General features: G+C 40.5%; 23 protein-coding genes. 10 read left to right on the forward strand and 13 right to left on the reverse strand.

The window, feature by feature from the left end; translation table 11 throughout:
• Positions 1-47: 47 nt before the first annotated feature.
• Both GGR21_RS07610 and GGR21_RS07615 read right to left on the reverse strand, forming a co-directional pair.
• Positions 48-920 carry a hypothetical protein gene (locus tag GGR21_RS07610; RefSeq protein WP_183306614.1) on the reverse strand — a complete coding sequence of 291 codons (873 nt, stop codon included), beginning with the start codon at positions 918-920 and terminating at the stop codon, positions 48-50.
• The gene (locus tag GGR21_RS07615; protein WP_183306615.1) at positions 898-1,869 is read right to left on the reverse strand and encodes a stage II sporulation protein M; all 972 of its coding nucleotides are present in this window, start codon (positions 1,867-1,869) and stop codon (positions 898-900) included. Before GGR21_RS07615 ends, GGR21_RS07610 begins: the two co-directional genes overlap by 23 nt.
• 116 nt (positions 1,870-1,985) lie before the next feature.
• On the opposite strand from GGR21_RS07615, the gene GGR21_RS07620 reads away from it, so the two are divergent.
• On the forward strand, positions 1,986-2,732 hold the full coding sequence (locus tag GGR21_RS07620; protein WP_183306616.1) for an RDD family protein: 747 nt from the start codon (positions 1,986-1,988) through the stop codon (positions 2,730-2,732).
• 5 nt (positions 2,733-2,737) lie between these two features.
• Here the strand turns inward: GGR21_RS07620 and GGR21_RS07625 are convergent, their stop codons facing one another.
• The 4 genes from GGR21_RS07625 to GGR21_RS07640 form a co-directional block, all read right to left on the reverse strand.
• Positions 2,738-3,232 (reverse strand): radical SAM-associated putative lipoprotein, encoded by a 495-nt coding sequence (locus GGR21_RS07625; RefSeq protein WP_183306617.1) that lies wholly within the window; start codon positions 3,230-3,232, stop codon positions 2,738-2,740.
• Between the two features lie 67 nt (positions 3,233-3,299).
• The gene (locus tag GGR21_RS07630; protein WP_183306618.1) at positions 3,300-4,754 is read right to left on the reverse strand and encodes a glycoside hydrolase family 57 protein; all 1,455 of its coding nucleotides are present in this window, start codon (positions 4,752-4,754) and stop codon (positions 3,300-3,302) included.
• A 21-nt stretch (positions 4,755-4,775) separates the two neighbouring features.
• Positions 4,776-6,032: a glycosyltransferase gene (locus tag GGR21_RS07635; RefSeq protein WP_183306619.1), complete on the reverse strand. Its 1,257-nt coding sequence runs from the start codon at positions 6,030-6,032 to the stop codon at positions 4,776-4,778.
• A 72-nt stretch (positions 6,033-6,104) separates the two neighbouring features.
• Positions 6,105-8,066: a glycogen debranching enzyme N-terminal domain-containing protein gene (locus tag GGR21_RS07640; RefSeq protein WP_183306620.1), complete on the reverse strand. Its 1,962-nt coding sequence runs from the start codon at positions 8,064-8,066 to the stop codon at positions 6,105-6,107.
• 408 nt (positions 8,067-8,474) lie between these two features.
• Between GGR21_RS07640 and lgt the strand changes: the two genes are divergently transcribed.
• Positions 8,475-9,518 (forward strand): prolipoprotein diacylglyceryl transferase, encoded by a 1,044-nt coding sequence (gene lgt / locus GGR21_RS07645; protein ID WP_183306621.1) that lies wholly within the window; start codon positions 8,475-8,477, stop codon positions 9,516-9,518.
• A gap of 30 nt (positions 9,519-9,548) precedes the next feature.
• The gene (locus GGR21_RS07650; protein ID WP_183306622.1) at positions 9,549-10,754 is read left to right on the forward strand and encodes an FprA family A-type flavoprotein; all 1,206 of its coding nucleotides are present in this window, start codon (positions 9,549-9,551) and stop codon (positions 10,752-10,754) included.
• A 55-nt stretch (positions 10,755-10,809) separates the two neighbouring features.
• On the opposite strand, the gene GGR21_RS07655 is transcribed toward GGR21_RS07650, so the two are convergent.
• Positions 10,810-12,441, reverse strand: a complete 1,632-nt coding sequence (locus tag GGR21_RS07655) for a sulfatase-like hydrolase/transferase (protein ID WP_183306623.1) — start codon at positions 12,439-12,441, stop codon at positions 10,810-10,812.
• 216 nt (positions 12,442-12,657) lie between these two features.
• Here GGR21_RS07655 and corA point away from each other — a divergent pair, with 216 nt between their 5' ends.
• Both corA and GGR21_RS07665 read left to right on the forward strand, forming a co-directional pair.
• Positions 12,658-13,734, forward strand: a complete 1,077-nt coding sequence (corA, locus tag GGR21_RS07660) for a magnesium/cobalt transporter CorA (protein ID WP_183306624.1) — start codon at positions 12,658-12,660, stop codon at positions 13,732-13,734.
• A 55-nt stretch (positions 13,735-13,789) separates the two neighbouring features.
• Positions 13,790-14,944, forward strand: coding sequence for a tetratricopeptide repeat protein (locus tag GGR21_RS07665; RefSeq protein ID WP_183306625.1), 1,155 nt, complete (start codon positions 13,790-13,792; stop codon positions 14,942-14,944).
• Positions 14,945-15,146: 202 nt separating this feature from the next.
• On the opposite strand, the gene GGR21_RS07670 is transcribed toward GGR21_RS07665, so the two are convergent.
• The 4 genes from GGR21_RS07670 to GGR21_RS07685 all read right to left on the reverse strand — a co-directional run bounded on the left by GGR21_RS07670 (position 15,147) and on the right by GGR21_RS07685 (position 18,868).
• Complete coding sequence (locus GGR21_RS07670; protein ID WP_183306626.1) at positions 15,147-15,830, reverse strand: hypothetical protein; 684 nt, start codon at positions 15,828-15,830, stop codon at positions 15,147-15,149.
• A gap of 5 nt (positions 15,831-15,835) precedes the next feature.
• On the reverse strand, positions 15,836-16,627 hold the full coding sequence (locus GGR21_RS07675) for an LVIVD repeat-containing protein (protein ID WP_183306627.1): 792 nt from the start codon (positions 16,625-16,627) through the stop codon (positions 15,836-15,838).
• Positions 16,628-16,640: 13 nt separating this feature from the next.
• Entirely contained in the window at positions 16,641-17,129 is a 489-nt protein-coding gene (locus GGR21_RS07680; protein ID WP_183306628.1) for an LVIVD repeat-containing protein, read from the reverse strand.
• Between the two features lie 332 nt (positions 17,130-17,461).
• Entirely contained in the window at positions 17,462-18,868 is a 1,407-nt protein-coding gene (locus tag GGR21_RS07685) for a DHA2 family efflux MFS transporter permease subunit (protein ID WP_183306629.1), read from the reverse strand.
• Positions 18,869-19,148: 280 nt separating this feature from the next.
• On the opposite strand from GGR21_RS07685, the gene GGR21_RS07690 reads away from it, so the two are divergent.
• The 5 genes from GGR21_RS07690 to dgt all read left to right on the forward strand — a co-directional run bounded on the left by GGR21_RS07690 (position 19,149) and on the right by dgt (position 23,982).
• Entirely contained in the window at positions 19,149-19,769 is a 621-nt protein-coding gene (locus GGR21_RS07690) for a YiiX/YebB-like N1pC/P60 family cysteine hydrolase (protein WP_183306630.1), read from the forward strand.
• A 22-nt stretch (positions 19,770-19,791) separates the two neighbouring features.
• A complete protein-coding gene (locus tag GGR21_RS07695; protein WP_183306631.1) occupies positions 19,792-20,199 on the forward strand; it encodes a DUF4878 domain-containing protein in 408 nt (135 codons plus the stop codon).
• Between the two features lie 495 nt (positions 20,200-20,694).
• Entirely contained in the window at positions 20,695-21,009 is a 315-nt protein-coding gene (locus tag GGR21_RS07700; RefSeq protein WP_183306632.1) for a hypothetical protein, read from the forward strand.
• A 727-nt stretch (positions 21,010-21,736) separates the two neighbouring features.
• Positions 21,737-22,381 (forward strand): phBC6A51 family helix-turn-helix protein, encoded by a 645-nt coding sequence (locus GGR21_RS07705; protein WP_183306633.1) that lies wholly within the window; start codon positions 21,737-21,739, stop codon positions 22,379-22,381.
• A gap of 272 nt (positions 22,382-22,653) precedes the next feature.
• Positions 22,654-23,982, forward strand: a complete 1,329-nt coding sequence (gene dgt / locus GGR21_RS07710; protein WP_183306887.1) for a dGTP triphosphohydrolase — start codon at positions 22,654-22,656, stop codon at positions 23,980-23,982.
• 63 nt (positions 23,983-24,045) lie between these two features.
• Here dgt and rpiB read toward each other — a convergent pair whose 3' ends face one another.
• Both rpiB and GGR21_RS07720 read right to left on the reverse strand, forming a co-directional pair.
• Entirely contained in the window at positions 24,046-24,498 is a 453-nt protein-coding gene (gene rpiB, locus GGR21_RS07715) for a ribose 5-phosphate isomerase B (RefSeq protein ID WP_183306634.1), read from the reverse strand.
• Positions 24,499-24,565: 67 nt separating this feature from the next.
• Positions 24,566-26,593 carry a transketolase family protein gene (locus GGR21_RS07720; protein ID WP_183306635.1) on the reverse strand — a complete coding sequence of 676 codons (2,028 nt, stop codon included), beginning with the start codon at positions 26,591-26,593 and terminating at the stop codon, positions 24,566-24,568.
• Positions 26,594-26,774 lie beyond the last annotated feature (181 nt).

Below are 26,774 nucleotides of genomic sequence, written 5' to 3' on the forward strand. Positions count from 1 at the left end.
CTCTTTATAAGAACCGTATATGTAGTCTTTTTATATATCACCCGCCTTTACGGTAAATAAGAAGTGTTGTCTTCTTCCTGGTTGTGAGCACCTATACTGTCTATCTCCGAATCTTCATCGATCATTTCCGATTGGTTCCTAAGGCTGTAATACACTACTCCCATCGCCATATAAAGGATCGGCATCAATATAAATTGCCCCAGACTTCCGATGAGGTTTGCCATATATACGTAAATATCGCTTGAAAGGAAATCTATTCCTATGAGAACCCCAAACGCAGAAAGGTAAGACGGGATCAGGAATATGATAGATCCTATAATTACCAGTATTAAAAATACGATTCCCATTCCGAGTGTAGACCAAAAATTACCCTGAACCAGTTCGAAACTACGCTGAAAACTTTCTATAACGCCACGCTTTTCATTTACATATACATATATATAGAATCCGAGGTAGTTATATACTATAATACCGGGTATAATACAAAGTATTGAACCTATACTAACTAGTATAGCAAATATGATAGAGCACAGCAAAACCGGAAGCACTACATTCAATACCCTTGACCATACATCCGATGCTTTTACCACACCATTAGTGGTCTTAGTATATTCGGCCATATAGGCGACAACAAATGTATACCCTAAAAGAGAGGTCATTATACTAAAGAACACAGCAATAAAATACCCGAATGTAAATATCTGGCCATACAGATCCCACACATCATCATAGTTGTATACGTCAGTGGATATGTTGTTTGTATTTGGCGTAAGGAAAACAGTAACAAGTATTACCGGAATAAGTAAACATAATGATTTTAATACTGTACCGTAATTTTGTTTTATGAATGTTAGCGCTAAATCGAAATTTTCACTAAAATCTCTGGTCGCAAAAAGCTTAATTTTCTTTGGCTCGTTCATTTGTTCTTTTATGTATTAAGTAAGGATAATAGAAAAAGTACCATATTATAAACAAGGCGGAAAGCCCTATTATAGTCAGATTAAAATAAATTGGCATTTCGGTCAGTCTGGTCAGATAACTTTCGATAAATGCTGCTGTGATGAAAACAGGGATAAGTCCCAGAGCTATTTTCAGCGCGTCCATTACAGCTTTCTGTAGCGCATAAACCCGTTTGTGACTTCCGGGGAATAGCAGGCTGTTGCCTAACGTGATGCCCGCGCCACCGGCTATGATTATGGCAGATATTTCCAGTGTACCATGCAGCCATATCGACATGGCAGAGGTGAGTAATAAACCTTTCTGATAGAAGAAAAACTGAAAAACGCCCAACATGATACCATTGGAAAAAAGCACCCATACAGTACCTACAGAGCAAAAAATGCCCAAAATAAAAGCAAGGAAAGCAACCCTGATATTATTAAATGCTATGCCATAAAACATCGATTCTTTTGCCTCATCTTTATATACAGCCATAGGATCTCCTTTTTCTATATTTTCCAGAGTCATGTTAACATAGCCTGAGCCGAGAAAATAAGAAGCGAAATTAGATTCCTGCTGCTGCGAAAATATTCCCAGCAATACTCCTGCAAACATGAAAATGAAAGAATAAAGCATATACTTCCGGCAACGGTACATCGTCAACGGGAGGCTCTCTTTCCAGAAACGCCAAAACCAGCCTTTCTCGCTTTTGCGGTATTGGTATATGTTGATAAAATAGCGTCCTGCCAACTGGTTCAGATATCTTACAGTCTGTGATCTTGGGTAGAATGTGCGTGCATAAGAAAGATCATCTGTAAGTTCTATAAAGTTGTCAGCCATAGTTTCGGCCGGAATGTTTGTGTTCCGGGTTTCATTATCTATTTTTTGCCACTTATCTCTGTTGTGTTTAATAAACGCGGCTTCTCTCATTTATCAGTATTTTCTGAATAGTACGCACAAATATAACTCTTTGGGTAAAAAGAATGAAAAATTAAGCTAATAATCATACAAAAAAATTAAATTTGCCATGAGTTTTTAATTTTGATATGATAATAGAGGTACAAACCACTCAGAACGTAACGATAGATTATGAGATTGCAAATGTCGGAAAACGCATCCTGGCGTATCTTCTGGACTGGGTAGTCATTATGCTTTGGTTTTTTGGCTGGCTGTGGATATTGAGTACAGTTGCGCGTTTAGGACTTGAAGCCGCGATAGATGGTGATATTTCAGCGATAATCATTTGGATTATATTATTTTATCCGATGCTGTTCTATGATTTCTTGTTCGAAAGATTCAACAATGGACAAAGCCTGGGCAAAATGGTTCTAAAGATCAGGGTAGTGAATGTGAATGGCACTGCGCCTACAACCGGCTCTTTTCTGGTCAGGTGGTTGTTTCGCCTTATCGACTTTACCATAACCTATGGGTTTGTAGGGGTGATTATGGTTGCAGTGTCAAAAAAATCTCAGCGTTTAGGAGATCTACTGGCCGGGACGACTGTGGTAGACCTGAAACTGAATGCCGGGAACAGGGAACTTTCTATAACCGATCTCGATTTTCACGAGGACTATAAAGTGACTTATGCCGATGTGTTGGATCGTTTGTCCGACAGGGATATTCAAACTATTGTTTCTATCATTGAGGACAGAAGGATGCGCGACAGCGATTACTTTAACCAACGTTTGGCAGAAAGAATAAAGTCCATCACAGGGTATAACTATGATGGTCCCGACAGGGTATTCCTGAAAAAGATTGTGAATGATTATAATTTCCTGGCCGTGCAGGAATAGCGGACTTATTCTTTTGTGTTGTCCGGATTACCTTCGACTGTTTTCAGGCTCATCTTTATTAATCCCATTTCCTTCACTGTCTCTCCTGCATCCGAACTTCCATTACCACCTGTGAACGATGGATTTATAAAATCAATATTCCTGATTGCCGTGTCAAATCGCTTCGGATCATTTATATCTTCTATTTTCAGTTTAAATTTCTGAGGCTGAGGGTATTCTGTTATACTAAGGCTAAATATTCCTTTATCTTCGGTACTAAGGCTGTCTACATAATAAATAAGCGTATCTCCTTGTGTGGACAGATATGGAAATCCCAGGGCTACTCTTACATCTGATAGCGGTGTGTTATCTTCATTATCCTCGACAATAGTTCCAGTAACAATGAATTTGCCCAGAGGGACATTCGCATCGTCAGAGTCAAGACTACAAGACGACACATACAGAAGCATAAGTGTAGCTGATGTGATCTTCAAAAAAGTGGAAAACACCTTTATATTCATATAAAAACAATTATTTTAGGTTTCTATTTTAAAGATGCTTTCCGCAGGTAAAATGCTGCATAAAACGTTATTTTTTAACAGCTTTTGATTTAGCCGCAACAGTTTTATCCGGTTTAGGTGTTACTTCCTTCTTTTCTTTAGGCTTTGATACAGGTTTTTTTGCGGTAACACTTTTCGGCTTTTCATCTGTTTTTGCTTTACTTACTGCCTTTGGTTTAGCTGTTCCTTTTGGTTTGCTTTCCGGTTTTTCAGGGGCTTCCAATTTTTTTATCATTTCCTCGAGCCGCTCTATTTCGTCCGCCTGGTTGTGTATTGTGGTCAGCAGCGAATTCAGTTCTTCTGTCTCTATCGAACTTGGGAATTCAGCTTCAACCCGTTCTTTGAAATCGCTCAATACATTCATATAAGTGTTGAATGCTTCGTAAGGAGAAGCATAAGGACTGAACGGTAAATCGTTTTTCGTACCCATGTAATAAAAATGATCGCTTGATTGCAGATAAATCCAGTCTTGTACCAGCCTTCTCGATTGGCTTAGGCTTACACGTTCGGCAATCTCATACAATTTGTTGAAAGCTTCCTGTTGAAGCGAGTTTCCAAGCCATGCCGAGATATCCCTCTCTTCGCCGACCCAGGAAATGGGATGCATGGAAGATATAGAATCCACAGGTTTGTGAAGGCTTAGTATTTCCGACGGAGTGGCAAAGCCTATGTTCTTCTCTGCGGCAAATCGTGGCAAAGCCCTCATGAAATCGAATATTCCCGAGCTCTTCTTCTGAAAGTTACCCAGAACTTCGTAGTTCATGAATAGGTTAATAACTTGCTCTTCTTTAGGTGTTGCGGCTATCCATCCGATAAATTTGTCTGCAGTAAGCGGGTATTCACTCCAGCTATAATTTGAGAAGCGGGTGGCTATGTCGTCACTAAAGCGTGGATTACGCATCAGTAATTTTAGTTTAGGCTGTTCTGCCGACTGATAAACATAGTTCGGGCTCTTCCATCCCAATGTTCTTTTAGCTCCGGGCGTTAATATTCCTGTATAGCCCATTTCGTAAACAAGGCTGGCAATATCGTCGGAGTAGATCAGTTCTGTATTTCTGAAAACTTTAGGCTTTTGTCCGAACAGGATTTCTATTTTTTCACTATGGTTTTTCACCTGTTGTTTAAAACCTTCCGGATCGATCAGCGAGGCCAGTGAATGCCCTTGTGTTTCGGCAAGGAATTCAACACAACCCGTGTCGGCCAGTTCTTTAAACCCGTCTATCACCTCCGGAGCGTATATTTCCAACTGGTCGAGGGCTACACCCGATATGGAGAATGCAGCTTTAAATTTTCCCTTGTATTCTTTTATTATCTCCAGCATTACCCTGTTGGCCGGAACAAAAGATATTTCAGCTACCCTTTGTATGAAGTCTTCATTTGCAAAATCGTCATAGTAATAATGGTCTCCGCCTATATTGAAAAACCTGTAACGTTTCAGCCTGTGAGGCTGATGTATCTGGAAGTAAAAGCAAATATTTTTCATAACTATATTGGTTGTATTTTTTTACATTAAACTATTATAAATATCTCTTACTTTCTGGCCTGCATATTCCCATTTTATATTATCGACTTCTGCCTTGCCTTCCCTGCTAAGGAATTCGGCCATTGCATCGTAGGTGCAGATGGAATAGATGGCGTCAGCCATGCCTTCTACATCCCAGAAGTCTACTTTTACAGCTTTGCTGAGAATCTCGGCACATCCCGACTGTTTGGAAATAATGGTCGGTATACTGCATTGCATAGCTTCTAACGGTGATATGCCAAATGGCTCGGAAACGGATGGCATAACATAAACATCACTTCTTTTAAACATGTCATATACCTGTTTGCCTGTCAGGAATCCTGTGAAATGGAACCGGTCTGAAATGCCTTTTTCGGCGGCCAGGTATATCATGCGTTCCATCATGTCGCCGCTTCCGGCCATTACAAAGCGTATGTGTTTAGCTTTTTCCAGCACACGTGCAGCGGCTTCAACAAAGTATTCGGGCCCTTTCTGCATAGTGATGCGCCCCAGGAATGTGACTACTTTATCTTTGGTGCCTTTCTGAGGGTTGATGGCAAGTATTTCGGGGCTTAACGGCTCAACGGCGTTGTGCACTGTCGATACTTTTGAAGGATCCTGAAAATATTTTTCGATAACTGTTTTTCTAGTCAGGTCACTAACACAAATAATGTGGTCGGCATGATCCATTCCATTCTTTTCCATCTCGTATACCTGAGGATTGACATTCCCGCGGCTACGGTCAAAGTCGGTAGCATGGACGTGGATGACCAATGGCTTGCCTAATATGTTCTTGGCATGGATTCCGGCCGGATAAGTGAGCCAGTCGTGCGAATGGATAATGTCGAACTGATGTGTGCGGGCTATTACTCCGGCTACAATAGAATAATTATTTATCTCCTCAAGCAGGTTGTCGGGGTATCGTCCCGAGAACTCGATGCATCCAAGGTCGTTAGTGCGCAAATATCTGAAGTCAGCATATATATGATCTCTCAGATTGTAATATTCCTGAGGATCCATATATTTGGACAATCGATCGCTGACATAGTCCCAATGTACATCCTGCCATACAACAGGAGTATTGCAGGCGCCTATTATTTTCAGAAAACTCTGATCTTCGTCGCCCCACGGTTTAGGGATGACAAAAGTTATATCCATGTCGGGTTGCATGGCCATGCCTCTTGTAAGCCCGTAGCTGGCCGTGCCAAGTCCTCCCAGAATGTGGGGAGGAAACTCCCATCCAAACATTAATGCTTTCATATGCCTTCGTTATAAGTTAGGGTTATAAGTATTATTGTCGACAGATACTATAGAACCATTAACTTTTTTTGATTAATATTCATCTGCAAAGGAATTCTGTAAATTCAATGCTTTTAACACTCCTGCAACATTAGTTGCGTATGATATAGGGCCATGCCCAAAGTAAGGGATGCTGCCATCATAGATCGCCGATAGTGACCCAATGCCATCGTTTGACATTTCTTCTTCTATTCCTATAAGTAATCTTTCGAGAAACGAATAACCGCTTTTCTGGAATATTTTTATATATACTTCCATATATATACCCAGAAGCCATGGCCAGGCGGCACCATTGTAGGCACTGTAGAGCCTGTCGTTGACAGAGCCTTCGCTACGTGGTCTGAATCCTATACTTTTAGGGCTTAAAGAGCGTATGCCTTTCGGTGTCAGCAACTCTTTGGTTATGATATCCAGAATAGACTTGCTTTGCCGCTTGTCCAGTAATGGGTAGTCGCAGGCTATGGCCAGTAGCATGTTTGGCCTTACACTCCAGTCTACATAGTTGCCTATAACATAATCGTATAGATAACCTCCGTCGTTGAGGAATATATCGAGGAATGAATTTTTGGTTATTTCGGCCAACAGTCCCATTTTCTTGGCCAGTTTCTCGTTTTTTTTGTGTAGAGCTATTTCCTGATTGAACATCAGTGCGTTGAACCAGAAAGCATTAATTTCGACAAGGCAACCTGAACGGGTAGACCTTATGTTCTCAGGGACTGCCGCACTGTGCATCCAGCTTGGCAGGTTGGAATGATTATCTACACTGAGTAGTCCGTTTGCCAATGGTTTTAAATAGGGATGTTTTCCCTCGTGTATAAATGTGACAATATCGTTAACCAGCTCAGCGTATTTTACATAAAACCGGTCGTGATCGGCAATGTGATATTTTTTAAGGGAGCGCAATACCCATAACAGTACATCCGCATTTGTTATGTCCTGAAGGAATCCCGATACAGGTTTACCTTCCATAAAGTTTTTTATGGCCGGGATGGCTGTGTCCATGACCTCTTCGAAAGATTCGGGTTTTCCCAGTCCGAATGTCAGACCAGGCAATGCCATAAATTGTTCGCGGGCGGCTACCCTTCCCCAGGGGTATCCGTTAAGTAAGTACAACTCTTCTTTAGTAGGACGGAAATAGAATTGATGGCCGGAATTTTTCAGGCAGTTGAAGAACGAAGACCGTGGAGTGCGTTCTTTTATTCCATCTTCGAATAAGAGTGATAGTTTACTCGTATCTGCTTTTACATCACTTGCCGAGAAAATAATGGATTCACCTTTTGCTATTGGTAATTCAAAATATCCGGGAACATAGAGATCCTCCTTATAATCCAGGCCTTCTTCTTTGTCGCGTTCATATTCTATTCCTTTATACCAGTTAGGTTCGAAAACAAAATTGACCTCTTTGCTGAATTGCATAAACAGTTCAGGGTATCCGCTGTACATTTGCATGCTGATGCCGTTCTCCACTTCCTTATAACCATGCTCGGCGACAGAGTTCTCACTCGTGAGTTCGTTAATTTCCCTGAATGCGAGGAATGGTTTGAAACGCATTATCGTAGGAGAGTGTGCATCCAGCAATGTATAGCGTATGAAGATCGTATTGTCCTCGAGCGAAAACATTTTTTCTTTGGAAAGAACTACGCCGCCTACCCTGTATATTGTCCGGGGCAGGGAGTCGCAATTGAATTCACGGATATATTTATGCCCCATCGGGCTGTAATTGTTGCCGTCGTATTTGTGAATGCCCAGGTTGAAATCGGCTCCGTGCTGTACCACCGTCTCGTCGAATGATGACAGAAGTACGTGGTTCGAATTATCCAGCTTGGGAACAGGCATAACCAGTAAGCCATGTTGTTTACGGGTGTTGCATTCCACCAGGGTAGTACAATGGTAAGCCCCCCGACGGTTAGTTCTCAGTATTTCCCTTTTCAGAGAGTACTCGAGATTTACCATGCGGCTCTTATCAAATTTTAAATATGCATTATTTTGATCCATACTTCAAGGATAATTAAACTGTTTATACAAAGAGAAATAGACAAAAGTGATATACTTCTTTGCCTATTTCTGCTTTTAAAGATAACAAAAATGTTAAATATACTGTTCTTTTTTTTTGAATGTTTAGAAACATATATCAAATATTGTATTATTGCTTGTTTTTGGTTATTTATGCCAGATTAGTGGGTAGCCGTGATGGACTGCTTTATTATACCGGACTAATTGCCGATTCGTATTATTTAGAATAGTTTTAGACAATGCCGGATTGTTTTCGTTAGTCCTTTTATCTGATTCATAATGAATAGTATTACATATTTTAAAGAATTGGATAACTAACTTCTTGAACTGAAAAGCCTGATGTGATTACTATTTTTATATCTTTGTAAACCAAAAAATAAAGTTGCCGATATGCTTTCATTTATTACATGGGACGTTTCTCCCGAAGCTTTCTCCTTGTTTGGGCGCGCCATCCGGTGGTATGGTATTCTCTGGGCAGGAGGTGTTTTGTTATGTACCCTGGTTGTACAACGTATGTATAAGCATGAGAAATTACCAGATAACTGGTTCGATTCTCTGTTTATGTATGTTTTGATTGGGCTTATCATTGGTGCGCGTCTGGGGCATTGCCTGTTTTATGATCCGGTGGCATACCTGTCCAATCCTATCGAACTGCTGAAAGTCTGGGAAGGAGGACTGGCTAGTCATGGAGGAGCTATTGGCATGACTATAGGAGTCTGTCTTTATTCGTTGAAGGTGACCTCAAAAAAGCTGAAGTGGAAACATCTGGGAATATCCTCATTGATAGGGCTTGTATTGGGTGCTGCTAGCTACTATATCTATAAACTGGTTACAGGGGCTGAATCTGCTCTGGATCTGTTATTATATCAGTTTGTGTTTATGGGATTCTTTATCGGAGTTTGTGTGTCAATGGTATATACCACACGTGAAATGTCGATAAAGACACTCGACAGGCTTGTGGTCGGAGTGGCTATTGGTGCAACATCCATTCGTCTGGGCAATCTTATGAATTCTGAGATATACGGTGGCCCGACTACCATGCCCTGGGGTTTTAATTTTGTGAGAGATCAAAAGTGGAGCTGGCCTCTCGATCAGGGTGGCGGTGGTGGACTCCCTGCTCATCCTACTCAGATATATGAAGCATTGATCTATTTATTCATATTCGTACTGGGACTATATTTGTTTTATAAGACTACAGCTAAAAATAGGACAGGGCTCATTCTGGGGATTTCATTGATCGGCATTTTCTTTTCCCGTTTTTTGATAGAATTTATCAAGAACATACAGGAAAAATTTGAAGTGCAAATGATGGAGACCATCGGTATGAATATGGGGCAATTGCTTAGTCTTCCGTTTGTTATATGGGGTGTCTGGCTGGTATGGAGTGCCCTGAAGAAAAAAGAGCCGATAGGGAACAATATAAATAAAAAGTAATATTCGCTTTATTAAAATTCACCAGATAATATGTTAAAACCAATTCCAATAAAAGAAGACTTATTCTATATTGGCGTAAACGACCGTACAAAACATCTTTTCGAAAATTTATGGCCTTTGCCTAAAGGTGTTTCTTACAATTCATACCTGATAGTAGATGAGAAAACTGCATTATTCGACACTGTAGATGTATGTTATTCCGATATATTTTTCCATAAACTGGAGATAGCTCTGGCCGGAAAACCACTCGATTATGTGATAATCAATCACATGGAGCCCGATCATTCAGGGTCTCTCGGATTACTAAGAAGCCGTTTTCCGAATGTAGAGGTTGTGGGAAACAAACGGACTGCCGATATGGTGCAGGGATTTTATGGTATTAATGATGGCGTGATAGTAATAGATGACGGAGATCAATTGTCGCTGGGGAAGCATAATCTGGTGTTTTACATGACTCCTATGGTACACTGGCCGGAGACGATGATGACCTACGATACTACCGATAAAATTATATTTTCCGGTGACGCCTTTGGTACATTCGGAACACTGGACGGAGGGATTACAGATGCTCAGCTTCATCCTGAACGTTATTATGATGAAATGATCCGTTATTATTCAAATATAGTAGGCAAATTCGGCTCACCTGTACAAAAGGCATTGGAAAAGCTGGGAACATTGGATATAAAATATATCTGTTCTACACACGGGCCTGTATGGACTTTGCCCGATCAGATAGAAAAGGTGATCAGCATATATGACAAACTAAGCCGCTATCAGGGAGATGAAGGTGTTGTCATTGCCTATGGCAGCATGTATGGAAACACTGAACAAATGGCTGAGACAATTGCATACGAACTGGCACAACAGGGAATCCGTGAAATAATAATGCATAACGTATCGAAGCGTTCGCATTCTTATATCATTCGCGATATATTTAAGTATAAAGGACTGATAGTGGGTTCGCCGACGTACAATAACAAGCTATATCCTGAAGTGGAATATTTACTGTCGAAGATCGAAGGGCGTGATATGAAGAACCGTTACTTCGGTTATTTCGGATCGTTCACATGGGCAGGGGCAGCAGTGAAACGTCTGGCACAATTTGCAATCGATACAAAATTCGAAGTTGTAGGTAATCCTGTTGAAATGAGACAGGCAATAAGCATAAATACCTACGATGAATGTATTGCACTAGGTAAAGCAATGGCAGACCGGTTGATACAAGACCGTAAATGAATTTAAATTATGAATTATAAATTGCAAAAAAACACTCATAATTCATAACTCATAATTATTCATTGAACTTCTTTTTTATATCTTCATATTTTTTTGTTCCTACAAAACGTTTTCTCGGAGCGAACTTCTGAGAAAACAAACTTCTGTTGTCATTATAGTCCTTGTATCTTAATCCGGCAATATCGGAGACGGAGTAAATAAAATCAGCTGACGAATAGGGGCGGTTCTTGTCAAATACAAGGTCAGGCCTGTTTTTTTTGTACGATTCGGACATCCATACTACAAATGGTATTTCGCACATCGGAGGCGATACTTTTTCATAAGCATGTCCTGCGAACTTATGATATTCGTATAATTCTTCACCGTGATCGGAGAAATATATCATGGTCGAATTATCGGTATCATGATTTTGTAAAGAGCGGATAATGCTATGTATAAGAAAATCGTTATATAAGACCGAATTATCATATTTATCTATTGTCATCACATCATTTTTATCCATATATGGTGCTTTCGGAACCAGACAGTCTTTTTTACAGTTGAAGACAATAAACTCTTTCGGATACCGGAATTCGTAAGCCATGTGGTTTCCTATCAGGTGGACGAGTATAAGTTTATTTTTATCATTTTTCTTGCTTAATACCGAATCCAGTACTGGTAAAACGATGTCGTCGTGTTGCTTATATGGCGCCAGATTAAGCTTCTTCTTTGCCAGGCTAAGCAGGATATCGTAACTGGATTTATACTCATTACTGAATTCCTGATTGCTAATCAGATAAGTTTCGTAACCGGCCCGGTTGAAAAGCTCGAAAAGAGATGGCTTTTCCGTAAAGTAGTTCGAATGATCCAGTTCAGACATAGATAAAAGAGATCGCATCACCGGAATTGTATGTACCTGCGGAGAAACTATATCCTGATAAACAACCAGACTGTCACCCAGGGAGGAGAGTAGGGGATTGGTATCTCTTCCGTATCCGTAAAGCGACATATGCCGTTTATTCAGCGATTCGCCTATGACTACAACTATGGTTTGAGGAACGGAGTCGGTAAAGGCAGATTCTACTTTGTATTCCTCATTCTGCCGCTCTTTTATTGATTTTATTTCGTTGCTTGTCCGCAGCTTATAACTGATGAAGGTCTTATAAATATTTATGAAATATACAGAGCGTGATAGTTGGTTGAACCCGATAATGGAAAAGATAACAAAAAGACTAAGGATAAATAAGTAGATATGTTTTCTTTTACTCAACCGCTCGAATGGCTTCATCAGGCATATCATCACTATCGGAATGGCGGCATATACAAGCACTCCGGCTATAACCCAGATGCTTAGGTAGTAAGCGACAAATTCCTTGCTCTCTTCAGGATTTGTCTCGAAGAGGCTTGTTACGCTGTTCTGTTCCAGAAGTACTCCTGCAAAGAGTAAATAGCCCAGATAGATAGAACCGGGTATGATGGATATGGCCAGAAGGATGGAATATATAATTTTCTCTGCTCTGGAATCGATGAAAAGCGATAATATCTGTATCGCCATAAACAAAAGGCCGCAAACAACAAAGACTGCAACCTTATCAATGAAATTCAGATTCTGTGCAAGCGGACATAAAAAAGGCACCAGAAGTATGACATAAAAAAGAAAAAGCGACTGAAGCTTTTTCTGTTTTAATATATTCAGAACCTCTTTCATAAATTCTTTTTGTCGTTTGTTCTTGTTTCGTTCAACTTCTCCGGATGAAAATAACAGAATGTATTAATGATATATTTTTACTCACAACTGGCTTTAACCGTTATGCTTAGCAAAGAAACAAAAGGATATCTTGCCTTAAATAATTCTGTTAAGTGTGTAAATATAGTATTTTATTCTTATTTTTGGTTTATAAATTCCTATATCAATACTGGTATCATGGGGAAAAGGACGTTAAAAAGAATAAAGAGTAAATTACCGGAGAGAAACTATATACTGACCAAGCCTGCGTACTTTGGCGACAAAGATATACAGACGTCTATCGAATTGATACAGTATGATTCTCATCATCTGGATGTTAAAAACATACCTCCGCAATCGTCATTGAAAGAATCAATTGATAAGACAAAGGTCAACTGGTTTAAAGTTACAGGTATATCGGATGCAGCTTTGGTGAATAGAATATGTCTTGAATTTGGCCTTCACGGGTTCGATGTAAAAGATCTGCTTTCCGATCAGCAGGTGGTAAAAGTTGTGGCCTACGATGAGGTAACATTTGTCCTGATGTCTTCTTTCTATCTGGAGAACGATTCCCTGAATATAGATGATATGCAGGTAGCCTTTATTATGGGTAAGAATTTTATAATCAGTTTTCAGGAAGCTGCGATTCCGGTTTTCGAGGATGTGAAGAAGGAAATAAACGATAATAATATCCTCATACGCGAGAAAGGCGCTGATTTCCTGCTCTATATACTCCTCAACATTGTGAACCTGTCTAATATAAATGCCGTGATGAGTATAGAGGATAAACTGGCGGAAATAGAAGATCAGCTTATTGCCGGAAAAGACTCGGGCAATACATTAGGCTTTCTGCACATCTGCCGTGTAAATTATACTCATATAAAACGATCGCTGATTTCGCTTCGTGAAGAATATAGTAATCTGTTACGCAATACCAACAAGCTTATAAAGGACGAGAATATTGTTTACTTCGACGATTTCGATGATCGTTTGCGCACTACATTAGGAGATCTGGTCTCTTTCCACGAATCGCTGAGTTCATTGTCGGATATGTATTATAATAACAATAATCTGAGGATGAATGAAATAATCAAGCGTCTGACAATCGTTTCCACTATATTTATTCCGCTGACATTTCTCGTCGGGGTGTGGGGTATGAATTTTAAGTTTATGCCCGAAATAGATTGGGAATATGGCTATTTTATAGCATGGATATTGCTGATTGCAATAGCGGCGTCTACTTATTTGTGGATGAGGAAGCAAAAATGGTTTTGAAACCGGAGATCTATTTATAACTTAAACACTGATATCTAACACAAATATTAATATTATGAAAAAGGTTTTGTTTACATTAATGATAATTGCTTTTACAGGAGTGGCGTATGCAAATATATCTTTCCCCTATGATCTGCAGGTCGTAAAACCTGATGAAGATATAAAATCGATGTATGAAAACGAGCAATATCAGGAAATCATAGACCAATATGCAGGAAAACCACGTTCACTTTCTGTAACTGAACTTATCTATGTGGCACAATCATATCTTCAGTTCGAGGATTTGGAGAGCGCTACTATCTTTATTCAGATGGCTACGCAGAAAGATCCTAAATCGGCTCTGGCATATTATGTGGATGGGATTGTAACTAATATGATCGGGAATCACCAGCAGGCGATAAATAAATTTAGAACAGCTATAAAGCTGTCCCCTGATAACTCCGATTACTATATCGCTCTGGGCGATGTATACTATGTGCAGGAAAAATATAATGAAGCATTGGCAGAATATGAAAAAGCGCTGAAAGTATCCAACCCATCAGAAAAATCATATTATATGCTGGGCGTGGCTTATATGGGAATTGACGATCATAAAAGGGCGCTGGACGCATTTTATGAAGCAAAGAAAAAAGTTGTGAAGGACAAGGAACTTTATGTAACGATTCTTTACAACATAGGAAAGACGGAATATGATAACAAGCAATATAAAGCCGCCTCAGAGATATATAATGAGTTGATAGAATATTTCCCCGATGACTATTATTCGATCGAAAAACTTATTCAGTGCTATAACGCTATCGGTGATTATGATAATGCCGGTAAAAATAAAGCGATCTTATACAAAGCATATTCAAACGGCTATTTAGATGACTCCAGTCTGGCAGATATGTTCGGTATAGAACATTTCCCGGTAGGCAATATGAGCGTCGCAGGTTACGAAAGATATGAAAGCATCACAGATGAAGTAGTGGTCAAGAATATTTTTTATGTACTGGACAATACCGGAAGCATAGAATCCGCAATTTATCTGGAATATACTCCTGCGCCGGATGGTAAGATCAGCGGAAATGTAATTATGACAAAAGGATCGGAACGTTACTCGTGCGGGGTAAAATTTAGTGACCAGATAAGTTATGGGGTATTGAAGCAGAGTATCATTGATATTGTTTCGGGTAAAATACCCACTACATTGATAACATCGGCTGAATAATATTATCAGACAAGGAATAAAATAAGGGAGTATTCTTCCAATAAAAGCCACTATCAGAATATCACTCTCCTTGTCATGTTGAACGTAGTGAAACATCTCTTTTCCCGAATTGAGAGTCGGGATTCTTCATTACATTCAGAATGACAAAGAGAGAGTAAATCCTTTTAGGAAAGTCTCCTTTATTTATTATTATCTAGATTAATCACTTACCGAATGCCACTCCAATCCTTACACCTCCGGCAAGAAATGCGCCTCTGCGGCCAAATCCGTACATTCCCTCTTCGAATGATCTTTTGTCTTTATCATACATACTATAAGCATAGCCTATGCCGATATATGCATCGAAGAAGAGAACATTGCTGAAGTGCGATTGCATCCCAATGCAGATACTCGATGAAAGCTTGTTGAAAATCTGCTTTTGCTGTGTCCAGTGATATTCATAATAAGTGAGTCCGTCTTCTATATAAGGAAAATAACCGAATCCCGGATATTTTACCCTGTAATGATCGTATGCAACTCCTGCTCTATAATAGAGCCAGGTGGAATAAATAATGGATTTATAAGCTGCACCCAGTCCAAATCCCTTCAGTCCGGAAAAATCGTTGAAGTCAGAATTGAAAGTAGACCACGAATAGTTCGATGAGTACATATCTCTTGTGCCCAGATAAGAACCGGAAATACTTAACTGAAGCCAGTTTTTCGGGCTTTTCAACTGGGTTTCGAAATCAAGTTTCAATGTGCCGTTCATCAGATGAAACGGTTGTACAGCGATAGTATATTTAGGATAACCTTCCAGTGTGTTTCTCTTTTTTACTTCTTGTCCCATAAGTGAACCGGATAGGGATAAAAGGAGAATAAATACGGTTCGTTTTATATGTATTTTCATAGACCTTATTCTCTGTTTATTTCTATTTTACTTACGAATGCCAGCTTGTCTCCACTATAATCGAATTGGTAAAGGCCGTTTGCTCCGGTAACGAGCAGAAGCCCGTTCAAGGGAATGACATCATATGCATCGGCATTCACAGCTTCGGGTATATGAGTGAAGTCATCTATCCATTTAGGTTTTTCGGGATCGGTGACGTCATAAAGTTTAATGCCGTCGTCGCATATAAATAATTTATTCTTATCCACCCCTAGTCCCCTTGGATGCTTAAATCCGGTCTCGGTCCTTACTAATTTAGGATTGTACGGGTCTTCTATATTGAATATTTCCAATTGATTGGACGAGTTCCCGCACCAGGTATTTTCTGAATTAAGGGTTACATAAGCATATTTACCCTGTGCTACTACCGGATCACAACTACGTATATGGCGTGTCATCGACATTTGCTGAGGAAATTCGGGGCGGGTGATGTTATAGATATACATACCATCCTGCGATCCGATAAACAGTAAGGTATCCATCGTGAAAATGGTCTCTATCCCAAATTCCATATACTGGTCTTTTCTTTCAAGATATTTTGGTTTACCGGCTGTAGACAGGTCGAATGTCTTTAGTGTTGTCTGGTCTACAGTGTACATATAGTCTCCGTTGATGGTAAACCGTGCCATCGATCCGCCAATGCCGCTGCCACCATCTGCATAACTGAAGCCCGAACTGTCATCAGAGCAGGCTATCATTGTTCCCAGGCAGAGAACAACAGCCAAAACTGTATTTTTTATTATATTGTTGTATCTCATAATTTTCATTTTTTTATTGGGCTCTCTTCCAGCCTACCAGTATAAAGCCATTGGGGCGGTTGATGTAATAATAGAGATTGTGTGGTGGCACAGGCTCGGGGAAAACATTTTTGATACGTTCTGTTACCTCTTTGGTGTTCAGGTCGAAGGCCACAAGGTCTACAGAGTTATCTACATATAGAATGTTACCCTTTATGGCCATGTCGATACAACCAGGGGTAACGATAAATCCCTCGTTTACAGGTTTTTCCGGATTTGAATTGTTGATTACATGGACACCTTTATACTGTTCATTGATGTAGATATAAGGTGCTTTGTAATAAATTTTCCCCGGGGAGACCAGTTCCCGTCCTTTATCCTGATAAAATACCGATTTTTCCAATTCGGACCTTTCCATAAATATGGGCACGTAATCATATACCGAAGGTGTATATGATGTGTTAATAAAGAAAGTACCGATCAGAATTATACAAAAAAGAAGATTACGTAATTTAGTCTTCATAATTCCTGATTTTAGGTTATAGATGTTCTTGTTTTAAGCTTTCTAATAGATAGGATGTAAAAATCTATAAAAAAGCTGCAAGAAGAATTAAGAATGAAAAATTATGAATTATGCAACTCAGTAGTTCAATATAAAAAGTAAGTTCTCGCAAAGTCGCTAAGACGCAAAGGGAAATATGGAAGTTGACAAGTAAACAAGGCACAAGTAGACGAGTAAAAAAAACTGTGTCTTGTATTTTGTCTATTCGTATCTGAATTATTCTTTGCGTCTTTGCGAGAATATTTTAAAAACTGATTAGTATAAATTGTGGACTATGAGATACTAGTAATTTTTCATTTTTTATTTTTAAGTCCTCTTACTGCATCTCCTGCGTCAGGAGCAAGTTTGGTGAAACCATACAGTGAAATAACACCCAGTATGGCTACAAAAATAAAGGCTAGGCGGAAATCAGGCACCGTATAATGTTCGGTGCTTCCGTTTATCATATTGGCAAACCGGAGAAATACGGCGCCCATGGCAATACCCATACCTGTAGACATTTGTTGTACGGTGCTGTATAAGGTGTTAGCCGAGGTCATACGTTCCTGAGGTATTTCGGCAAAGGCCAGTGTTGTGATCGCACTGAACTGCATAGACCGGAACATCCCCGACAAGAACATAACAACAACTATTAATATGACAGGAGTAGTTGGCAATAGTAATGATGTGAGGAATGTGAAAAATGCGACTAAAAATCCGTTTGCCACTAATACCGTACGGAAATTATAGTGGCGCATGATCCATATCGTAGCAGGTTTCATAGTCAGGTTTCCGGCCATAGTGGCAAGAAAAAGCATCCCCGACTGAAAAGGGTTCAGGCCAAAACCTTCCTGAAACATCAACGGTACCAGGTAAGGAGCTACGCCGATCACCATGCGCGATAACGATCCTGTGAAAATTGTGATTTTATAGGTAGGTATTTTTATGATAGTATAGTCTATCAGCGGGTTTGAAATGTGCCGTGAATAACGGACATTAAAGAATAATAAACCCAGACTGACCAGAACTATTATTGCAGATACATAATATGGAACTTCTTTCCGGCTTAATAATTCTACACCATACATAAATCCGGCCAGTGCCAGCCCGCTGAGCACAAAACCGACGGCATCGAAACGTTTTTTAGGTTGTCCGTCCTCTTTTTCTTCAGGAATATGATACCACGCTAAGAGTACACAAGCTATACTGATAGGAATATTCAGGTAAAATATCCAGTGCCACGACCAGTATGTAGTCAGATATCCTCCGACAAGAGGACCGAGGATAGGAGCGACAAGGGCAGGCCATGTGATATAGGCCATAGTTGTTACCAGTTTTTCTTTTGGCGTGGCTTTTAATACAGCCAACCTGCCTACAGGGGTCATCATTGCTCCGGCTATACCCTGAAAGATACGGAATGCGACAAACTGGTTAAGATTCTGGGCTGTACCACAAAGGGCAGAAGCCAGAACAAACAATATGATGGAGGTACAAAAGACCTTACGTGTACCGTAGCGATCGGCTATCCAGCCACTGACAGGAATAAATATGGCCAGAGCTATAAGATAAGATGTAACCCCTGCGCTAAGATGAACTACATCCGTCCCGAATGACCGTGCCATAGCGGGGACAGCAGTATTTACGGCAGTGGTGTCTAAGCCTTGCATAAAAAACGCAATAGCAACTATAAGTGCAACTGTATATGATTTGTCTGGTTTCATTTAGTGATGCCGCCTGTCAGATTTGCTTACAAAAGTAGTCTTTTCGCATCGTCTTTCCAATAAAGCCGGTTAATGCTTATTTTGGTTTGAAAAGTTAAAAAGCTAGTTTTTATATGTTTAATAACAATAAATGGAATAAAATAGTTTGTCCGGCAATAGATTCTTTTATATTTGTAGAATATAAGATGTGCCCCGGACAAGCTCAAACAAGTTTGGCTTGCCCCTGGCTTTCGTTATATTTATAAAAGGAAATCAAATACCAAACTATAGTTGCGATACTATGGAAGTAAGGGTTAATCTGGCTGTCTCTATAATTTGCCTTAATGGGATTCTTTTCTCATGCCACGAAGCAGAGCAAAGGCCGTATTTTGTTTTTCCCAAAGATATTCAATTAAGTGAAGGAGATATTGTATTCCGCCAGGGTAGGAGTGTAGCCAGCAGGGCGGTACTCTCTGCTGATAAGGCCGGATATTATTCCCATATCGGTATAGTTGTGAAATATAATGATAAATGGCAGGTCGTTCATGCAGTACCCGATGAGCCCGATTTTGAAGGTGATGAAGACAGGGTAAAAATTGATGATCTGAATGTCTTTTTTAGTGCTGAAAGGGCGAATTCAGGGGCGTTGATGCGCGTAACGAATGATACTTTAGCCCGGAATGCAGCAGGCAGGGCACTGGATCTTTTTAACAGGAAAATCCTCTTCGATCATCAATATGATCTGAATGATACACTGAAAATGTATTGCACCGAATTTGTATATCATGTATATGATCAACAAGGTTTGGATTTAACAGAAAACAGACGCAGCGAAGTTACAATCCCGGGTTTGCGGGGGACATATATTTTCCCGTCGGATATCGAGAAGAGTTCAGATTTGGATCTTATATATAATTTTTAGTATAACTCAAATTTAAAATGTTATGAAAAAGAATGCTATTTATTTATTCGGGTTATTGGTTACATGTATTTTCTTATTTTCAGCCTGTTCTTCTTCGGGAAATTCTCCGGGCGAAGCTGCTAAGAAGTATATGAATTATTTCAAAACAGGGGATTATGATAAGTTTATAGAAGGTGTTGCTATGGGAGAAGATACTTCCGAGAAGGAAATTGAAGCAGGAAAAGCCATGCTTGCCGCTATGCTGGATAAAGCTAAAAAAAAGATAGAAGCGAAAGGCGGCATCAAGGATATTGAAGTGGTATCGGAAACTATCGATGAAGACGGGAAAACCGCAAAAGTGGTACTGAAAACTACCTATGGCGACGGGTCGACAGAGGAGAAAACAAATAGGATGGTTTTGGAAAAAGGAACCTGGAAAATGAAAATGTAGTTTTTATATTAACAATCTCATCTTGACTTTTTCAACACAGAGAAGTCATCTTGACTTTTTAATTTTATATCTTTTTGTCATGCTGACGATAGGAAGCATCTCCTCGCTGGCGCAGGCTTCCAGTCTGTGTGTTGCGAAGCAAAAGATCGTTCGGGGAGGCACAGACAAGATGTCTGCGCCAGCGAGATGTTATATGCTATTTCCTATATTGAATTCATGTTATATTAGAACGATAAGTAAAAACGGAATTCTTTTTAAAGTTGACCGGAAAATGCTAACTTTGCAGCTGACATAATTTGCAAAGCGTTGCAAAAAAATATACGTGAATAATTAATTTCTCTTGTACAAAGAAAATCTGGAAAATTTTAGCAAAACAAGAGAGGTTTACAGTTGTTCATGCCAGTATGGGCATGGGCATGTGGATCTCGTTTTGCAGGGTTTTCCAGAACCTTCTTTGTGCGGGTGAATCATGTTCCATGCTTCTTTTTTAACTGTATGAAAAAACAAAGACCGGTCGTATTCTATGTAATCACACTCTTTTTTATCTGGGGAATAATCACAATAGGCTTGTGTTCCAGTTTGCTTTTCAACCCTCCTGCCTTTATAATATCAGTTCTCGCTATCCTGTTTTTTACATCCCTGTTTTTACTGCTGTTCTGTCTGTGGAAATTATTTTCGGCATACAAACATGAAAATGATCAACTGGAAAATCAGAACGATGAGCTGGAAAAAGCCATAAACCGGTTAAAGGAAACCCCGGCCGGATACTACAAAAAGAACACAGTACATGAAAAAGAACACAGCACATAACAAAAAATATTTTACATATATCTAAAAGGCTTATTATATTGCCCTTACAGGGCGTAACCTCTTGGGTTATCAGTACCCGGGGCGTTGCCCCGGGCTAGAATATATCAGGCTTTCAGCCTATTTCCTTTCCGGATGGCCTGAAAGAGGCTGTCCCAAAAGTAATTTTTGATTTCTTTCTGTCATCCTGAACGGAGTGAAGGATCTCCTTTTGAGAGTTGAGATTCTTCGTTACACTCAGAATGACAAAGGAAAGTAACACTTTGATAGTGTAATCTTACTTTTGACACACCCTCAATGGCAACGCCTTGGGTCGGGAAACATAAACCTTAAAAGGACGCCCTGTAAGGGCAGTATAGGTTTATATTCTATTTTTTGTCATGTACTTATAAAAAGAACCCGGATAAGGATTTTTAACTTAAAAATATTATTGATCTGCTTTGCCGGTTATCTATAGCGGAGAACAGGCCTCCTAACCCCCTTGGGGTAGGGCTGTTAAGTTCTCTGCTTTGTTCTGTTATTTTCTGCTGTCATCCTGAGTGAAACGAAGGATCTCTTATCTTACAAGAGATGTTTGCCTCGCCTTCGCTTCGGCGATTTGCAATTCACTCCGTTCAACATGACAAAGAGGGTATAAACTTCAGAACTTAACAGCCCTGCCCCAAGGGGAGAAACAACGTTCGCCAAAGCGAAGGCGGAGGCAATGGAGGGGCCAAAAACTTAAACAATTATGTCAAAGTATAACGAAACATTAGCAAAGAAGATCACTGCGCTCATCGCAGACGAATTATGCAGCGTGTCGGATATCTGCAAAGCGATCGGTATCAGCAGGAACACGTTTTATAAATGGAAGCGTGAAAACCCCGCTTTCAACGAAGAGATAGAAGACGCGATGGAATATCGTGGCGAAGTATTGTTGTCGATGGCCTATTCTTCTATCAAAGAGCGGCTTAAGCGACATACGGTCACCGAAGAAAAAGACACATATGTTCCCGAAGAAACGGACCCGGGTAAACTGAAATTCAAATCGCGGGTGGTGTGCAGGAAAGAGCGCCTTCCCGACCTTAGAACCATAAAAATGATACTGGACAGGGCGGATCATAAATTAAAAATGAAGAATGAAAAATTAAAAATGAAGAATGACGGACAGGAGGAAAATCGTAAAATTGTCGAAGCCAAAACCGAAGCGCCGGAAATTCCTGAAAAAAGCATGAATGACACTGACCGGGAGCAAGCGGTAGCGGATAATAAGATTCCGGCCGATACGAAAAATACGTCAGTAAAGAATATTAAAAACAGTATAAAGATACTGAGTGATAAAGGATATTGTAAAAGTCACAGGAAGCGAAAATACAGCATAAAAGAAACAACGTGAAAAAAGGTGTAAAAGTGTAACTTTTGTAACTTTTTGTTTTATAACTCATCCTGTTTTTTACTTTCGTTTCATCGGATCTTCGTTTCATCGGATTACAAATCCGAAAGGACGAAGGAAGCAAAAAGATCGTTCGAGGAGGCACAGACAAGATGTCTGCGCCAGCGAGATGGTTGATAAAACAGGTCTTAACCTTTATATTAAATTGATAGCTAGAGATAAAGTCCGGAATTTATTAAAAAGCCTTATCTTTGATGTTCAAAATAAGAAATACAATGAACTGGCAACAACTTCTTTCGGCAAAGCGCTTCGGTATGGAAGAGTACCACGATGACAAGCATCATGACCGTACCGATTTTCAGCGCGATTATGACAGGCTTATCTTTTCATCACCATTCCGCCGCCTGCAAAACAAAACCCAGGTATTCCCGCTTCCGGGTAGTATCTTTGTGCATAACAGATTGACACATAGTATAGAAGTGTCGTCTGTGGGGCGGTCGATGGGTGTCGTTATAGGCAGGGAATTACGCGAAAAACATCCTGACTCTTTGGCCGACTTCGAAGAAATAAGCTCTATTGTCGCCGCCGGATGCCTTGCTCATGATCTGGGAAATCCTCCGTTCGGGCATTCGGGTGAAAGGGCTATCACCAGCTATTTTAAAGACGGGAAAGGGAGGCAACTGGAACAGCAGATTAGAGAAGAGGGCGGACGCTGGGAAGATTTTGTAAATTTCGAAGGGAACGCCAATTCTATCCGTATGCTTATCCATCAGTTTAATGGTCGCCGCAGAGGCGGTTTTGTAATGACCTATTCCATGCTGGCCTCTATTGCCAAATATCCTTATTCGTCTCTGGCCGATAAGGGGAAGGGTAAGTTTGGCTTCTTTCAGCCAGAGGAACAGGGTTTCAAAAAAATAGCCGATTCGCTGGGTATGCGTTGCGTAGAGGAATCCCCGTTAGAGTATAGCCGTCACCCATTAGTGTATCTTGTGGAAGCGGCCGACGATATCTGCTATAAAGTGATGGATATGGAGGATGCTCATAAGCTTGGCTTATTGTCTACCGAACAAACTATCAGCTTGTTTATGAACTTCTTCTCTGATGAACGTCAGGCTAAGATGCGCAAAACAATGCAGGTAGTCAGTGATACTAACGAACAGATCGCCTATTTGCGTTCTTCTGTTATCGGTTTGTTGGTTGATGAATGCGCAAAGGTTTTTATGGATAATGAAGATCTTATTTTACAGGGCGATTTCGAAGGGTCTCTTATAAAACATATATCGGAAATACCGAACAAGGCTAATAAGGAAGCTACCCAGGTGAGTGTTTGCAAAATATATAAATCGAAAGATGTAGTGGATATTGAACTGGCCGGACACCGTATTATCGGATTCCTGTTAGATACATTTATCACCGCTATGCAGACTCCCGGTTCCGAATATTCGAAACTTATATTGAGCCGCATACCCGAGCAGTTTCAGGCGGACTCGGATTTGATTTATGACAAACTTATGGCCATACTCGATTTTGTATCGGGGATGACCGATGTATTTGCGCTGGATCTTTACCGTAAGATAACGGGGATGAGTTTACCCACAGTATAAATAAGAAAAAGCTGCCCGTTTTTATTTTTCAGGCAGCCTCTTTCCTTTATATTATATCGTTCTTCAACAAGGTATCTTATCAATCCGTTTTTGATGCCTTCCTCCCTCAAAAGGAGTGTTGAAGAAGGTTTTCACCATGTCGTAAGCATCCCTTTGCGTGATCATCCTGCCGGGCATAGTTAGCACATTTGCATTGTTGTGCGCCCTTACCAGCCGTGCTATTTCGGTATTCCAACAGAGTGCGCTTCTTACACTTTTGTGTCTGTTCAAAGCCATATTGATGCCGTTTCCGGTACCGCATACAGCGATTCCAAAGTCGCATTCCCCGTTATCGATAGCTGTTCCCAGCTTGTGCCCAAAATCGGGATAATCGACACTTTCGGTTCCGTAAGTACCGAAGTCAATGTATCTGATGCCTTCGGATTCGAAAAGGTCTACAATATATTTTTTGATCTCGTACCCTGCATGGTCGCTTGCCAGCCCGATAGGTTTATCTCCTTGTTCAAATAAACTCATGTCTAAATTTATATTGTTAATTACAGGTTATTGTATTTACAACAACCTGTAATTGAGTTTTGTTTTATTATTTGATGAATTCCTTTACCTGATTATATACATTCTCGGCCGTGAATCCCAGTTTTTCGTCGAGGACTTTATATGGGGCAGAGAATCCGAATGATTCCATTCCCCAGACCTTACCATTGTCTCCGACCAGTCCTTGCAGCGTTACAGAAAGTCCGGCTGTAAGGCCGAATTTTTTCTTATCCTTAGGCAGGATATTTTCCTGATATGCTTGTGTCTGCGTGCGGAATAAGCCTTCGGATGGAACAGATACGATACGTGATTTAATACCATCTTCTTTCAACAACTTGGCTCCGTCAACCAGTGTGGATACTTCCGAACCAGAGGCTAACAGGATCACATCATAATCGTCTTCATCCTGTACGATGTATGCGCCTTTTTCCGCTTGCAGCGCTTCTGTATAGCGTGTCGTTTTAGCAGGCAGGTCATTGATGTTCTGCCTTGAAAAGATAAGTCCTGTAGGGCTGGAAGTATTTTCCATCGCCATCTTCCATGCTACAGTAGCTTCCGTTACGTCGGCAGGGCGCAGGACAAGCATCGAGTTGTGTCCGTGATGGTTCTGTAGCTTTTCCAATAAACGGATTTGGGCTTCCTGTTCCACCGGCTCGTGTGTAGGCCCGTCTTCACCTACACGGAACGCATCGTGTGTCCAGATGAATTTAACAGGTATTTCCATCAATGCAGCCAGACGGATTGCCGGCTTCATGTAATCGGAGAATACGAAGAATGTGCCACATGCTGAGATAACCCCTCCGTGAAGCATCATACCTATACATAAGGCTGCCATCGTAAGCTCTGATACTCCTGGTTGAAGAAATGCTCCCGAAAAGTCACCTTTCTTAAATATGGATGTTTTTTTGAGGAATCCGTCGGTTTTATCAGAGTTGGAAAGGTCGGCCGAGGTCACGATCATATTTTCCACCTGTTGCGCCAATATACCCAGTACGGTAGCCGATGCCGCACGTGTCGCCTGATTAGGTTTCTGTTCGATGCCTGCCCAGTCGATAGGAGGTATATATCCGCTAAACCATTTTTGCATTTTATCAGCCAGTTCTGGGTTTTGTTTTGCCCAGGCCTGTTTTTGTGCATATCTTTCGGCTACTATTTTTTTTAGTTCGGCTTTACGCTTGTTATACAATTCCTGTACTTCAGGGAAAATATGGAATGGATTATTGGGATCTCCGCCAAGATTCTCTATTGTCTTTTCGAAAGAAGCTCCTGCCGCGCTTAACGGTTGTCCGTGCGTTTCTGTTTCGTTTTCGAAAGAAGAACCGTCTTCTTTGACAGCGCCTTTTCCCATAATGGTATGTCCAATGATCAGGGTAGGGCGTTCTTTTTCGAGTTTGGCTTCGGTGAGTGCCGCGCGTATTTCCGTCGCATCATTTCCTTTTATAGAGATCACACGCCAGCCCCATGCCTGGTATTTGGCTGCTACATCTTCTTCTGTTACGTCTTTTGTTTTGGATGACAATTGTATGCCATTCGAATCGTAGAACATGATCAGATTATCCAGTCCCAAATGTCCGGCAGTACGACCTGCTCCTTGCGAAATCTCTTCCTGTACACCACCATCGGAGATAAACGCGTAGATCGTCTGATCCATACATTGGCCGAAACGCTGTTTCAGGAATTTAGCAGCGATAGCAGCTCCCACAGCAAAAGTATGCCCTTGTCCTAACGGACCGGAAGTATTCTCAACACCGCGGGCTATATCTCTTTCCGGATGTCCGGGTGTTACACTGCCCCATTGGCGGAATTGCTGAAGATCTTCCAGCGAATATTTCCCTGCAAGACAAAGAGTGCTGTAGAGCATCGGAGACATATGTCCGGGATCCATAAAAAAACGGTCGCGACCTTCCCATTGGGGATTTTCAGGATCGTAGACCATAAATTCAGTGAATAGTACATTTATAAAATCGGCCCCACCCATGGCTCCTCCGGGATGCCCGGATTTGGCTTTTTCTACCATTGATGCGGCAAGGATACGGATGTTGTCTGCGCTTCGATTCAGTAACTCTTTTGATTCCATTTTTTTATATTTATATTTTTAGAATTTATTAATAGAGATTGGCATGTGATATTAAGTAACTGGTTTACAAAATTAAGAAATAAGCTAATATCTTGAAAGTAAATATGAGATAAATATTTTATAATTATAAGTTTATCAGATATTTATAATTCGTATGCATACAATAAGATATAGTAGCTGC

The sequence above is a fragment of the Dysgonomonas hofstadii genome, from assembly GCF_014196915.1.
Taxonomy (GTDB): domain Bacteria; phylum Bacteroidota; class Bacteroidia; order Bacteroidales; family Dysgonomonadaceae; genus Dysgonomonas; species Dysgonomonas hofstadii.